Consider the following 13,022-nt stretch of genomic DNA (forward strand, 5'->3'; position numbering starts at 1 on the left):
CGGCGACCCCGGCACCACGTCGCAACGCGATCCCGCTTGATGGCGACATCGTCGGATACCCCTCGACACGTTAGCCGGGCAGCAGATTCGGCCGTCATGATCGGGATCGCGGTGGCCTCGGATCATTCAGCCTTCCTTTTCGTTTCCGACACAGGTTACGCATCGTTCGATCGCCCCTTTGAAAGTCCGCTGATGTCATTGCTCAAGAAGCTGTTCGGCTCTCCTCCACCACAGGACCGGATGCTGACCTATCCGGACTACGTCCGCCGCTATGCCGCCCTCATCGAGAGGCACTGTCCCGCCAATACCGTCGAAGTCCATGTCGGTGCCAGTGCGACCGAATCCTGGGTGATCTGGACGATGCCGAAAGGCACCCGGGCGACCCAGTATTTCGGGAACTGGTATGCGCGCTATCGGAACGGCGAAGCCGGGATCGACGCCCTGATGGCGGCGCAACTGGAAGAGGCTCGGTTCAACGACGATCTCGGCGAGACGACGGATCCCGCCAGGATATTCCCGGTAATGAAGCCGGCGGCATGGGCCGGCTCCGCCAAGCGCCAGATGGATGGCGCAAGGCTCGATGCCGCCGATGCCTCGTTCATCACGAGCCCGTTCTGCGGCGATATGGTCGTCGCCTACGCGATCGATACGGGCGACACCATGGAGTACATCACCCGAAAGACGCTTTCGGCGATGGGCCTGGACGAAGCGGCTCTTCATGAGCGCGCCATCGCCAATCTGACCGCCATGCTCCCCGCATTGAAGATCGAGGGCAGCGATGGGCGCTACGCCGCGCGACTGGATCGCAATTACGACGCGTCGATGCTGCTGATCCTGCCGCAGTGGCGAGGCGGACTGGCGCTTGAAGGACCGATCTGCATTGCCATGCCGGCGCGCGATGAGGTCATGCTGTGCGCCGCCGAGGATCGCGACGGGCGAGAGTCGCTCGCGGCCGTCGCCGCGGAGATTGCCAGTGTCTCGGCCTATTCGCTTTCCCGGCACCTGTATCAGTGGACATCGGACGATGGCTTCTCGGTCGCCGATGCGCGCTGAGCCGCAATGCCGCATGGGTCATGCACGCCACGCCATCCTCGTGGCGGCACTGTCATGGGCTGCCCACCCCGCCCTGGCCGAGAATGGCCGGAGGGACGCGACCGCTGCGGCGCTAGATCACTGTCTGGCCGATCCGGCCCATGCATCCACCGGAGATCAGACGGCCTGCGAGACGCGCGCCGCCGGGGACTATGATCGGCGGATGAACGTCGCATACGCCGCCCTTCTTCGGAAACTCCCGCCGGATGCCGCCCGCAAGCTGCGCGACGCCCAGCGTGCATGGCTGGCCTATCGGAATGCCGAGGCCGGCGCGCGCGAGGCGATCTACGCGACGCGGCAGGGCACGATGTTTGTACCGCTGGAAAGCGACGATGCGGTCGTCATCGTCGGCGATCGCGCGCGTCTGCTGGAGCGCTACGTGCGGGCAATGGCGGTTGAGTAAGAGCTCTCGACACGCCGTTCCGTTGCCGGAGATCGTGTCTCATGCCGAGCCCTACAACGATGACCACGGACGTACCTAGGAGCCGAATGAACGCCATACTGCTTGGTCGTCCGCCGTTCGTGTTGCGCCGCCGTCGAGTTACGGAGATATCGTTCGCGATCGCTGGCGCCGTCGTGATGATCGCGGGCATGGCTTTCGCGACCCGGGAGCATTTCCGTTTCGTTGGCCTGCCGCTGGGTGGGGTCGGCCTGTTCGTATTTCTGTTCGGCATTCTTCAGGTCGTGCGGCCTACGAAGCTGATGCTGGAGCCGGCCGGTCTGCACTACAGCATTCTGGGGATCCATCGATCCTGGCCGTGGCAAACCGTTTTCGGCTTCCGAGTGGCACATATCCGCAGTGGCGAGCCCATTGTGTTCGACATCGCGTATCCGGACAGGTCAGGCACTTTCGCCATCCCGGCCTTTTCCTCGATGCGCCCCGGCCCGCTCGCCGATCTATTGAACGACGCTCGATCGCAATGGATCGACGAAAACTATACGCGCGGCGCTCATGCGTCTGCTGTCGGTGCATCACCAAGCGTCGATTAGCCGTCTCAGCCAGGAAACCCACCGGGACGGCCTGAGCGCAGCCGACGCCGCCGTCATCCATAGGCATCAGTTTCCCGATTTCCTTTTCCCGGAACCGACTGTTGGAGAAGGAGAAACGGGAACGCTAAATTGCGTTCGAGCAACCCGCTTCAGGACGACAGGGCGGGCGGCGAAACATCCTGATTTGAGCGCGACTGGTGACCGGTAGCTGTGGCAGCGGCCCGCGCCGCCGCCGGGCATGCGCGTTAAGTTAGCGCCTATGGGAAATAGCCCCCTTCCTAAGGCGCCTTCCAGCCGATCTGCCGGTCAGCCCAGGCGATGAAATATTTCATGTTCGGCGCATCGGTATGCCCGCCGTCATGCTGGCGCCAGGCAAGCTGGCCGTCGAGCATGTCGGTCAGCACCGGCGGCATGCTGGCAGTGCGATAGTCGTTGCCGACGCCCAGGTCCTTCGCGCCGAGCAGCGTCCACACCTGCCCCGCCGCGACGGTCGCCATATAGCTGCCCTGCTGATCGAGCCAGTTGGCGTCGCCTTTCTCCGGCACGCCATAGCTGATGAAGGTCGGTCGCGGCGCGCACAGCGCGATCAGTTCATGCGAATCGACCGGGATGTCACCGGGGGTCCTTGCGCCGAAGCTTGCCTGCGACGCGCCGTATTTCAGGAAATTGCCCGCCATCCAGTGATAGCCGCCGGTTCCGGTAAGGTTCTCCACCGCTTCGCCGAAATTACGACGGTGCGGCTTGGCGCCGCCTTCGCCGGACGATCCCACCAGCACCATCGCGAACCGCTGGTCGAAGGCCATGGCGACCAGCGCCGCCTTGCCGTAGCGTGACACGCCCTCGATCCCGACACGCTTCGCATCCACCCCGGGCACGGTCTGGAGATAGTCAAGTGCCCGGCTCGCGCCCCAGCCCCAGGCCCGAAGCGCCCCCCAGTCGTCGGGCTTGCGCGGCTGGCCCCTGTTGACGAGGCCGATGATCCCGCTGCGCAGACCAGCCCCATTGTCGGCCTGGATGCTTGCCGTATCGACCAGCGCCACGCCCCAGCCGGCCGCGACCAGCGCCGGGACGCGCTCGTCACTCGGCGCCGCTGGGAAGAAGCTTGGCGGGTTGACAAACATAAAGCCTGGATGGGCCTGGAACGCGGCAGCCAGCGACGGGTCCCGTGCTACAAGACTGGCCTTCATCGCCGCATCAATCCGTGATGCCTCATCGGCGGTCGGCTGGCTGGGCGCGGGATAGCGTGCCGCGCCGAACATCATCAGCACCGGCACCGGCCGGGTCGTCTCGGCGGGCAGCACCAGCGTCACCTTGATGCCGACATCGATCGCGGGATGGGCGCTGTTGTCGGCACGGCCGATCAACTGCTTCGCCACCATGCGCTTGCCGGCGATGAATTCATTGTCAGTGCTGGCGACCGACCAGACGATCCTGGGCGCGTTGGCCGGGACACGCCCCACCACCTCGCGCTCGAACGCCTCGACGATCTCAGGCCGACGCTGCGTCCACCACGCATCGGCAGTAGAGACTTTCCCGCCGTTGTTCAGCGTGAGGATTTCGGGCCAGTCGGGAAAGGGGTTCGCCCTGGCGGGATCGTAATTGGCGGGATTGGGTCCGTCCGGCTGCCCGCTATGGCCGGGACGCAAGGCCTTGATGCCAAGCTGGTCCATCATGTTCCGGTGGTCCTGCTCGGCGGTCCAGGATGCTGATGCCCCCTGCCGCGACAGGGCCGGGGTCGATCCGGACATCGTCATGCCGGACAGCATGGCCAAAGCGCAGCACGAGCGCAGCAACGCGAATTTCATGGCATTCCCCTCCCGAGCGAGCGTATGCGCGCTTCACATCCTATAGGATATACGGAGAGAAGATATTTGCCAATCGGCTTCGCTCGCGATCCCGGACCTGGTCCGGAGTTCGACCTAGCGCTCGACCGTATCCCGTCGCATCGGCGCGAGCTTCGCAAGGAAGCGGTTCTGCGCGAAGAACGGCACCCCCTCCTTGCGCATCGCCGCCTGAAGATCCTCGACCAACGCCCCCATGTCGGCATTCTGAATGCCGAGGTCCTTATGGGCATCCTTCATCGTCCGGCCGCTATAGTCGCAACCGCCGTTGAGGATGTAGCAGAACTGCTCCTTCAGCAACCGGCGAAGGCGGACCATGTCCTGCTTTTCCAGGATCGCCGAGATACGTTTGTCGGCGTTGATCCGCTCGACCAGATCCTCGACGATCCGGTCGATCCCGGCGCGGCCATGAAAGGCATCGAGCATCGCCGTGCCCTCGAACGGCTTCGCCCCGGCATTGGCATTGCCCTGCGTATAGGGATCGACCGGCTCCTCGCCCGGCGGAACTGCCTGGAGCGCGGCGGCGGCGGCAAGTGCGAACATCAGCATGGCGTAGACCCCTCAGAAGTTACCCTGGATCGACAGGAAGGCGCCGCGCTGCCGCTTCACCGTCGCGATGTCACCCAGATCGACATAGGCCGCGGTCAACCTGACATGCCGCGCGATCGCCCAGGCGGCGAACACGTCATAGGTGCTATTCTCCTTCGCGAAGCCAAGATTGTCCGGCTTGGTGCGATATTCGGCACCGACCAGCAGGCGTCGCGACAGCAACAGGCCGGCCGATCCTTCGAACTGCGGACGATAGGCATCTTTCTTGTCCCCGCCAAAGCCGAGCAGGCCGAACTGGTTGGCCTTGGTGAAGCGGACGGTACCGTTCACCACCATGCTCTTCGAGAGGATCACCTTGGTCGCGGCGATATAGAAATCGGTGCCGCGACTTTGCTTGCCGCCGACCGCAGCGATGATCGGCCCCTTGTCGGCCCGCTTGTACTGCATGCCGACCGAGATCTGCGGGAGCAGCCGATCCTGATCGTATACCGCATCGCCGACCAGCCTGACCTTCGCCCCGAATATATCCTGCGCGAAAGTGAAGCCGCGCCCGAGACCAAGCGCCGCCCCGGCCCCGCGCGTGTCGAAGCTTTGATGCGCATAGGAAAGCTCGATCCGGTTGCGGAAACCGATCGCGCCGCCATAGCTGGTCAGGTCGAAATCGGGCAGTGCGACATAGGTCGCGTGAACGCTGCCGCCGACGCCGGCATCGGTTTCGTCGCCGGCGATCACCGCCCAACTGGCAAGTCCGCCGCCCGCCGCACCTTCGACACTGGAGACGCCGCCGGTCAGCAACAGCTTGCCGCCATTGCGCAATTCATCCGCCGAAGCTGGCTGTACCGACAACGCAGCCATCAGCACAGCACACGCGAAGCGCGCCACCAGCCAAATCTTCATGAGGGCCCCCGGATTTACAACCAATCTGGATATATTGTGGATGTATCGTTTTTTTTCGGTAAACGAAGCCTTTAGAAGTTGGACACTTCTGGCCCCTAGGTACGTAATAATGCGTATCGCTTCCGCCCTGCTGCTGCTTGTCGCGCCTGTGTCGTCCCAAGCCGCCACCGTCGATATCTCGGTGCGCGGCGCCGACGGCAAACCGCTCGCCGGCGCGGTGGTCTTCGTCGATACGCCGCGCAAGCCAGCGGCCCCGGTCCGTTTCGCTTGGGGGACGGAGATGGCGCAGCGTAACATCGCCTTCGATCCGCATGTGCTGATCGTTCCGACCGGTTCGACCGTCACCTTCCCCAACAAGGACAAGGTACGCCACCACGTCTATTCCTTCTCGAAGGTGAAGGCGTTCAATCTCAAGCTCTATGGCCGGGATCAGGTGCCGACGGTGGTATTCGACAAGCCCGGGATCGTCGCCCTTGGGTGCAACATCCACGATTCGATGAGCGGCTTCATCGTGGTCGCCGATACACCCTTCGCGATGCAGACCGACGCCGCCGGCCATGTCTCGATCCCTGACGTGCCTGCCGGTGGCGCGACGCTCCGGCTTTGGCACCCTGCGATCCGCGCGTCGGGGAACATGCTGAGCCAGACGGTGGTGATCGCGCCGACCGGCTATTCCACCACGCTCGTCGTCCACGGCAAATGAGGCTCGCCCCGTTGCGTCATTTGCCGTTCCGCGGCGGCTTCGAGCACCTGCGTACGCGGCTCGCCGTATTGTACACGGCGCTCTTCACCATTTCGCTCATCGTCGTCGCGATCGTTGCCCAGGCGATGATCTGGAACCATGCGCGCGAATCGGTCCGCGCCGAATTGGCGACGAGCGGGGCGGTCTATGACCGGATCTGGGCACTGCGCGCAAAATCGCTGGCAGGCTCGGCCGATGTCCTTGCCCGCGATTTCGGCTTCCGCACCGCCGTGGCGAGCGGCGACCGGCCAACCATCGAATCCGCCATCGTCAATTTGCGCGAACGGGCAGACGTCGCCAACGCCTTCGTCGTCGACATGGCCGGCGACGTCCTGGGCGACGGGCCGGCCGATCTCCGCGCCGCCGTGGCGCGCCTTCCCTCCAGCCTTCCGGGCGACCGCCACGATGCCGTGATCGCCGCCGGCGACGGCGTGTACCGATTGATCGTGTCGCCTGTCCTCGCGCCGACGGAGATCGGCCGGGTGGTCTTCGCGGTCCCGCTCGATGCCCGCGAGATGCGGGCGCTCGAACGGCTCTCCGCCATCCCGCTGACTGCAACGATCCTCCGGCGCGGCGCCGATGGCCATTGGGCGTCGAACGACGGCACGACCGACGCCGATCCCGATATCGACAGCCTCGTCGCGCGCAGTGCGGGCGGCGCCAATATGGTACCAGCCACGCTCGCCCTTCCCCAAGGGGCTGCCTTCGCGGTGGCCCGCCGTCTCGACGGACGTGGCAGCCAACCAGAGGCGGCGCTGCTGCTCAGCTATCCGCACGGCAAGGCGCTCGCATCCTATCGATCGCTCCAGGCTGGTATCGCCCTCGCCGGCTTGCTCGGCCTGGCCCTCGTCCTGGTCGGCAGCCGCCGTCTCGCCAACGGCATCGCGCGGCCGATCACCGCGCTCGATGCCGCTGCGAGAGCGCTTGAGGAAGGCACCCGCGCCGAAGTCGAGGTCCGCGGATCGGACGAGATCGGGCGGCTGGCGGAAAGCTTCAACCGCATGTCGGCCGGCATCGTCGAGCGCGAGCATCGCATCACGCATCTCGCCTTTCATGATTCGCTCACCGGCCTGCCCAACCGCACCTTTTTCCGCCAGCAGCTGGAGGCGAGCCTCGCCCGGGCGCACAAGCTGAACGAAAAGGTCAGTGTCCTCTGCCTCGACCTGGACGGCTTCAAGAGCATCAACGACACGCTCGGCCATCCTGTCGGCGACGCCCTGTTGCGTCATGTGGGCGCGGTATTGTCCGAGCTCGCCACCGACGGCCTGGTTTCGCGCCTGGGCGGCGACGAATTCGCGGTGATCCTCGACGATCGCGGCGCCGACGATCGCCCCCGCGCGCTGGCCCAGCTCATTCTCGACCAGATGCGCCAGCCGATGCGTCTCGACGGGCATCAGATCGCGACGGGCGCGAGCATCGGCATCGCGATCGGGCCGGGCGATGGCGACGATCCGGACATGCTGCTCAAAAATGCCGATCTTGCGCTCTACCGGGCCAAGCAGGATGGGCGCGGCGTCTTCCGCTTCTTCGAGCCGGCGCTCGACGCGGCCGCCCGCAAGCGGCGCCAGCTCGAGCTCGATCTGCGCGAGTCACTCCAGACCGGCCAGTTCAGGTTGAACTTCCAGCCGATCTTCGACCTGAAGAAGGATCGCATCGGCGGCTTCGAGGCATTGCTTCGCTGGGAGCATCCGACGCGCGGCAACGTCCCCCCGGTCGAGTTCATCTCCGTGGCCGAGGATACCGGGCTGATCGTGGGTATCGGCGAATGGGTGATGCACGAGGCCTGCCGCCAGGCGGCCGCCTGGCCCGACCATGTCCGCGTCGCGGTCAACGTCTCGCCCTTGCAGTTTCGCAGCACCGGCTTCGCCAATGTGATCTTCCAGGCGCTGTCGCGCAGTGGCCTCGCGCCGGGCCGGCTTGAGGTGGAGATCACCGAATCGATCTTCCTCGAGGGTGAGAAGTCGGTCCTCGCGCTGCTGCACCAGCTTCGCGCGATGGGCATCCGCGTGGCGCTCGACGATTTCGGCACCGGCTATTCGTCGCTCAGCTATCTGCGCAGTTTCCCGTTCGACAAGATCAAGATCGACAAGAGCTTCGTGAACCACGTCGCCGACGATGAAAGCTCAGCGGCGATCGTCCGCGCGATCGTCGATCTCGCGACCGCGCTCCATATGGAAACGACCGCGGAGGGCGTCGAGGACAACGACCAGCTTGCTGAGCTGCGAGGCCAGGGCTGCAGCAGCATCCAGGGCTATATCTTCAGCCGACCGGTCGAGGGCGACAAGGTGATGGGCCTGATCGACGACCGCCAGAGCGTGGCGGCCTAGGAGCACTTCACGCCCGATGACTGGAGGGCTCAAGACGTCGCCTTGCCCCTCCCCCTCACCGCCCCTCCACGCTATGCGGGACGAAACGAGGAGGATGCCAATGCCGCTTTATGCCATCGACGGAAAACAGCCCGTAGTCGGAACCGACGTCTGGGTCGCCCCCAGCGCCGACGTGATCGGTGACGCGCGCCTCGCCGACGGATCGAGCGTCTGGTTCGGGGCGGTGATCCGGGCTGACAATACGCCGATCATCGTCGGCACCCGCAGCAACATCCAGGAAAGCGCCATGTGCCATTCCGATCCCGGCGCACCGCTGACGATCGGCGCGGACTGCACGATCGGCCATCACGCCATCCTCCATGGCTGCACCATCGGCGACAATGTGCTGATCGGGATGGGCGCGATCGTGCTGAATCTCGCGGTGATCGGCGATGGCTGCATCGTCGGCGCGGGCGCGCTAGTGACCGAGGGAAAGGTGTTCGAACCCAACAGCCTGATCGTCGGCAGCCCCGCCAGGGCGATCCGCACGCTGGACGAGAAGGCGGCGGCGATGCTCAATGCATCCGCCCAGCATTATGTCGACAAGGGCAAGGCCTATGCCGAAGGCCTGACCAGGGTCGGCTGAGTTCCCGCAGGACCCGAGGGGGTTATTGAGTCGGGTAGTTCGGCGCCTCGCGCGTGATCGTCACGTCATGGACGTGGCTCTCACGCAGGCCGGCGCCGGTGATCTGGATGAAGCGGGCGCGCTTCTGCAGGTCTGGTATCGTCGCCGAACCGGTATAGCCCATCGCAGCGCGCACGCCGCCGACAAGCTGGTGGATCACATCGCGCGCCGCGCCCTTGTAGGCCACCTGGCCCTCGATCCCTTCGGGAACGAGCTTGAGCTGGTCCTTGATATCCTGCTGGAAATAGCGGTCGGCGGATCCGCGCGCCATCGCGCCGACCGAGCCCATGCCGCGATAGGATTTGTACGAACGGCCCTGGTAGAGGAACGTCTCGCCCGGCGCTTCCTCGGTGCCCGCGAGCAGCGATCCGATCATCACCGTCGAGGCGCCCGCGGCAATCGCCTTGGCCATGTCGCCCGACGTGCGGATGCCGCCATCGGCGATCACCGGCACGCCCGACTTCGCGGCTTCCTCGGCGCAATCCATCACGGCGGTGAGCTGCGGCACGCCGACGCCGGCGACGACGCGGGTCGTGCAGATCGAGCCCGGGCCGATGCCGACCTTGATCCCGTCTGCGCCCGCATCGATCAGCGCGCGCGTCGCCTCCGCGGTCGCGACGTTGCCGGCGATCACCTGGACTGAATTGGAGATGCGCTTGGCACGCTCGACGGCACGCGCCACGTCACGGTTATGGCCGTGCGCGGTATCGATCACGATCAGGTCGAGCTCAGCGTCGATCAACGCCTCGGTGCGCTCGAACCCCTTGTCGCCGACCGTGCTCGCGGCGGCGACGCGCAGGCGACCGGTCTCGTCCTTGGTCGCATTCGGATACATCACCGCCTTTTCGATATCCTTGACCGTGATCAGGCCGATGCAGCGATAGGCCTCGTCGACGACGAGCAGCTTCTCGATTCGGCGCTGATGGAGCAGGCGGCGTGCCTCCTCCTGATCGACGCCGGGCGACACCGTCGCGAGATTTTCGTGAGTCATCAGCTCGGCCACCGGCTGATGCGGGTTGCCGGCGAACCGCACGTCGCGGTTGGTAAGGATGCCGACCAGCTTGCCGCTCTTCTCGGTCACCGGGATGCCGCTGATCTTGTGATAGGCCATCAGCGCCTGAGCCTCGGCCAGGGTCGCCTCCGGCGTGATCGTGATCGGGTTGACCACCATGCCCGATTCGTACCGCTTCACGGCACGGACGGCGGCGACCTGCTCCTCGATCGTCATGTTGCGATGAAGCACCCCGATGCCGCCAAGCTGCGCCATGACGATCGCCATGTCGGCCTCGGTCACGGTGTCCATCGCGGCGGAAATGACCGGGATATTGAGCGCGATGCCGCGGCTCAGGCGAGTCGCCGTATTGGTCTGGCTCGGGACGATGTCGGATTCCGCCGGGTACAGAAGTACGTCGTCGAAGGTAAGGCCGAGGCGAATATCCATGGGGTGCCAGATTCCTGCGGAGGGCGAGTCGTGGCGGTCCATGTAAACAAAGGCCCCTCGCGACGCTAGGGTGCGCTCGGATGGTGTCGCATTTCGCTATAACGGCCCCGCCAATCTGCTAATCTGCAAAGCGTCGGCCGCGCCCCTCGCGGCCATATTCGGGGGTTCGCACCATGACTCTCACGCTTGCCGGCCTGGTTCTGGTCGTCGTCATTTTCTATTTCATGACCAGCATCAAGGTGGTCCGCCAGGGCTATCAGTACACGATCGAGCATTTCGGCCGCTTCACCACGGTCGCGCGGCCCGGCCTCAATTTCTATCCTGCCTTCTTCTATCGCGTCGGCCGGCGCGTGAACATGATGGAGCAGGTGCTCGATATTCCGGGCCAGGAGATCATCACCAAGGACAACGCGATGGTCGCGGTCGACGGCGTGGTGTTCTTCCAGGTGCTGGACGCGGCCAAGGCAGCCTATGAAGTCAGCGACCTCTATCTCGCGATCATGCAGCTTTCGACCACCAACCTGCGCACGGTGATGGGCTCGATGGACCTCGACGAGACACTGTCGAAGCGCGACGAGATCAACACCCGGCTGCTCCAAGTGGTCGATCAGGCCACCGAGGCCTGGGGCGTAAAGATCACCCGCGTCGAGCTGAAGGACATTCGTCCGCCGGCCGACATCGTCAACGCCATGACGCGCCAGATGAAGGCCGAGCGCGAGAAACGCGCGACCATCCTGGAATCCGAGGCCGCGCGGCAGAACGAGATCAACCGCGCCGAGGGCCTGAAACAGGCGCAGATCCTCGAGGCGGAAGGCCGCAAGGAAGCCGCGTTTCGCGATGCCGAGGCGCGCGAGCGCTCAGCCCAGGCGGAGGCGACCGCGACCAAGATGGTGTCGGATGCGATCGAGGCAGGCAGCAGCCAGTCGCTCAACTATTTCATCGCGCAGAAATATGTCGAGGCGGTAGGCAAGTTCGCCACCTCGCCCAACGCGAAGACGATCCTCTTCCCGGTCGAGGCGACCCAGTTGATCGGCACTCTCGGCGGCATCGGCGAACTGGCGCGCGATGCGTTGGGCAGCGACCGTTCGCCACCGGTGCCACCGGCACCGCCGCGCCCGCCGGTTCGCCCGCGCGGTCCGTTCGAGGGAGGTCAGCCATGAGCTTTCTCGGCTTCATGTGGAGCCATGGCGCGCTCTGGCTCGCCGCGGCGCTCGCGCTGGCGATCGCCGAACTGATCGCGCCCGGTTTCTTCATGGTCTTCCTTGCGGCAGGCGCCGCCTCGACTGGCTTTGTACTTCTCGCGTTGCCAGGCCTCCCCGTGCTGGTTCAGGCTCTACTGTTCGCGATTTTCACTGCCGTCGCGGTCGGCCTCGGCCGACGCTGGTATCACCAGAGCGAAGTCCCGACCGAGGATCCGCAACTCAACGACCGCACCTCGCGCCTGATCGGAACGACGGCGGAGGTCTGCGACGCGATCACCGCCGGCGAAGGCCGGGTGAAGGTTGGCGACGGCGCGTGGAAAGCCCGTGGCCCGGACGTCGCGGCTGGCACGGTCGTCCGGATCATCGGGGCCTCGGGGAGCGTGCTGCTGGTCGAACCGGCCTGACGACTGGCTCTTCCCAGACTCAACTCTTGCCGAACAGTCCCTTGGCGAAACCGGCGATCTCATTCATCGGATTACCGTCGCCGTCCTGGTCGAGCATGCCACCGACCTTGCCGAGCATACCCGACCCCTGCAGCAGGCCCGCGAACTGACCAAGCGCGCCTTCACCCCCGATATGGCCGACGATCTGCTGGAGAACATCCGTCGGCAGGCCGGTCGAGGAAGCTGCGGTATCGACCGTGTCAGTGGGAGCGGCGTGCGCCTGACCGAGCGCGACCACGGCGCTTTCGACCTGTTCGGGGCTCAGACCCACCTTGGCCGCGAGGTTCGTGATATCGACATTCTGGGTCACCTGTCCGAGCAGTCCGTCGAGCATTCCCATGATGTGTGTTCCTCAGACCGTGTTGAAGAGGATTCGATCTATCACAGGGTTGGAAGCGGCGCGAGGTCGGGCGGCAGGAATTTGCGCCGGGCCGCCACTGAAAACAGACGGTCCCTGCTGTAGAAGCGAAGCGGCCAGTCGCGCCTGCCAATCGGGCTCGCCAGCAGCGCGTTGACGGATTCGACCAGGGTTTCGCTTGTGTCCCGCACCATGAGGTGACAGCGGATCCCGGTGACGAATACGTGCGTGATCGTGTCGTGATAGCCGTTCATGTCGTCGTTCACCCCGCCGACGCTTTCATTGTAGCGGGAGATGATCCCCGCGATCTCCGCATCGACAGCCACATCGGGCCGGTCGCGGATCAACCAGAGCGTCGCGGCAAGATGCCCTTCGTGAGTCCAGTCTGCCCGCGGCAAGGTACATGCAAGCAGCCCTTCCCCGATCCGGTGGATCGCGGCGTCGTCGGCAAAGGGGCGATAGGGAAGGTCGGTCAT

General features: G+C 65.0%; 14 protein-coding genes. 8 read left to right on the top strand and 6 right to left on the bottom strand.

Annotated elements, in window-relative coordinates; all coding sequences use genetic code 11:
- Nucleotides 1-192: 192 nt before the first annotated feature.
- The 3 genes from NDN01_RS08605 (at nucleotide 193) to NDN01_RS08615 (ending at nucleotide 2,082) form a co-directional block, all read left to right on the top strand.
- The gene (locus NDN01_RS08605; protein ID WP_272623153.1) at nucleotides 193-1,053 is read left to right on the top strand and encodes a DUF1444 family protein; all 861 of its coding nucleotides are present in this window, start codon (nucleotides 193-195) and stop codon (nucleotides 1,051-1,053) included.
- A 40-nt stretch (nucleotides 1,054-1,093) separates the two neighbouring features.
- Entirely contained in the window at nucleotides 1,094-1,495 is a 402-nt protein-coding gene (locus tag NDN01_RS08610) for a lysozyme inhibitor LprI family protein (RefSeq protein ID WP_272626928.1), read from the top strand.
- 176 nt (nucleotides 1,496-1,671) lie between these two features.
- Entirely contained in the window at nucleotides 1,672-2,082 is a 411-nt protein-coding gene (locus NDN01_RS08615) for a hypothetical protein (protein ID WP_272626929.1), read from the top strand.
- 278 nt (nucleotides 2,083-2,360) lie between these two features.
- Here NDN01_RS08615 and NDN01_RS08620 read toward each other — a convergent pair whose 3' ends face one another.
- The 3 genes from NDN01_RS08620 to NDN01_RS08630 all read right to left on the bottom strand — a co-directional run bounded on the left by NDN01_RS08620 (nucleotide 2,361) and on the right by NDN01_RS08630 (nucleotide 5,369).
- On the bottom strand, nucleotides 2,361-3,887 hold the full coding sequence (locus NDN01_RS08620; RefSeq protein WP_272626930.1) for an alpha/beta hydrolase family protein: 1,527 nt from the start codon (nucleotides 3,885-3,887) through the stop codon (nucleotides 2,361-2,363).
- Nucleotides 3,888-4,001: 114 nt separating this feature from the next.
- The gene (locus NDN01_RS08625) at nucleotides 4,002-4,472 is read right to left on the bottom strand and encodes a group I truncated hemoglobin (protein ID WP_336298358.1); all 471 of its coding nucleotides are present in this window, start codon (nucleotides 4,470-4,472) and stop codon (nucleotides 4,002-4,004) included.
- Nucleotides 4,473-4,484: 12 nt separating this feature from the next.
- The gene (locus NDN01_RS08630) at nucleotides 4,485-5,369 is read right to left on the bottom strand and encodes a DUF3034 family protein (protein WP_272626931.1); all 885 of its coding nucleotides are present in this window, start codon (nucleotides 5,367-5,369) and stop codon (nucleotides 4,485-4,487) included.
- 109 nt (nucleotides 5,370-5,478) lie between these two features.
- Here NDN01_RS08630 and NDN01_RS08635 point away from each other — a divergent pair, with 109 nt between their 5' ends.
- From NDN01_RS08635 to NDN01_RS08645, 3 genes are all read left to right on the top strand, one after another.
- Nucleotides 5,479-6,072 carry a methylamine utilization protein gene (locus NDN01_RS08635; protein WP_272626932.1) on the top strand — a complete coding sequence of 198 codons (594 nt, stop codon included), beginning with the start codon at nucleotides 5,479-5,481 and terminating at the stop codon, nucleotides 6,070-6,072.
- Nucleotides 6,069-8,438 carry an EAL domain-containing protein gene (locus NDN01_RS08640; RefSeq protein WP_272626933.1) on the top strand — a complete coding sequence of 790 codons (2,370 nt, stop codon included), beginning with the start codon at nucleotides 6,069-6,071 and terminating at the stop codon, nucleotides 8,436-8,438. Before NDN01_RS08635 ends, NDN01_RS08640 begins: the two co-directional genes overlap by 4 nt.
- A gap of 100 nt (nucleotides 8,439-8,538) precedes the next feature.
- The gene (locus NDN01_RS08645; protein ID WP_272626934.1) at nucleotides 8,539-9,063 is read left to right on the top strand and encodes a gamma carbonic anhydrase family protein; all 525 of its coding nucleotides are present in this window, start codon (nucleotides 8,539-8,541) and stop codon (nucleotides 9,061-9,063) included.
- Nucleotides 9,064-9,085: 22 nt separating this feature from the next.
- Here the strand turns inward: NDN01_RS08645 and guaB are convergent, their stop codons facing one another.
- A complete protein-coding gene (gene guaB / locus NDN01_RS08650) occupies nucleotides 9,086-10,543 on the bottom strand; it encodes an IMP dehydrogenase (protein ID WP_272626935.1) in 1,458 nt (485 codons plus the stop codon).
- 173 nt (nucleotides 10,544-10,716) lie between these two features.
- Between guaB and NDN01_RS08655 the strand changes: the two genes are divergently transcribed.
- Together NDN01_RS08655 and NDN01_RS08660 are read left to right on the top strand one after the other, a co-directional pair.
- Nucleotides 10,717-11,703 carry an SPFH domain-containing protein gene (locus NDN01_RS08655; protein WP_272626936.1) on the top strand — a complete coding sequence of 329 codons (987 nt, stop codon included), beginning with the start codon at nucleotides 10,717-10,719 and terminating at the stop codon, nucleotides 11,701-11,703.
- Complete coding sequence (locus NDN01_RS08660) at nucleotides 11,700-12,149, top strand: NfeD family protein (protein WP_272626937.1); 450 nt, start codon at nucleotides 11,700-11,702, stop codon at nucleotides 12,147-12,149. The genes NDN01_RS08655 and NDN01_RS08660 overlap by 4 nt, the downstream gene beginning before the upstream one ends.
- A 19-nt stretch (nucleotides 12,150-12,168) precedes the next feature.
- On the opposite strand, the gene NDN01_RS08665 is transcribed toward NDN01_RS08660, so the two are convergent.
- Complete coding sequence (locus NDN01_RS08665) at nucleotides 12,169-12,528, bottom strand: hypothetical protein (RefSeq protein ID WP_272626938.1); 360 nt, start codon at nucleotides 12,526-12,528, stop codon at nucleotides 12,169-12,171.
- A gap of 41 nt (nucleotides 12,529-12,569) precedes the next feature.
- On the bottom strand, nucleotides 12,570-13,022 hold the full coding sequence (locus tag NDN01_RS08670; protein WP_272626939.1) for a hypothetical protein: 453 nt from the start codon (nucleotides 13,020-13,022) through the stop codon (nucleotides 12,570-12,572).

This window comes from Sphingomonas sp. QA11 (genome assembly GCF_028473665.1).
In the GTDB taxonomy this organism is placed as follows: Bacteria; Pseudomonadota; Alphaproteobacteria; order Sphingomonadales; family Sphingomonadaceae; genus Sphingomonas; species Sphingomonas phytovorans.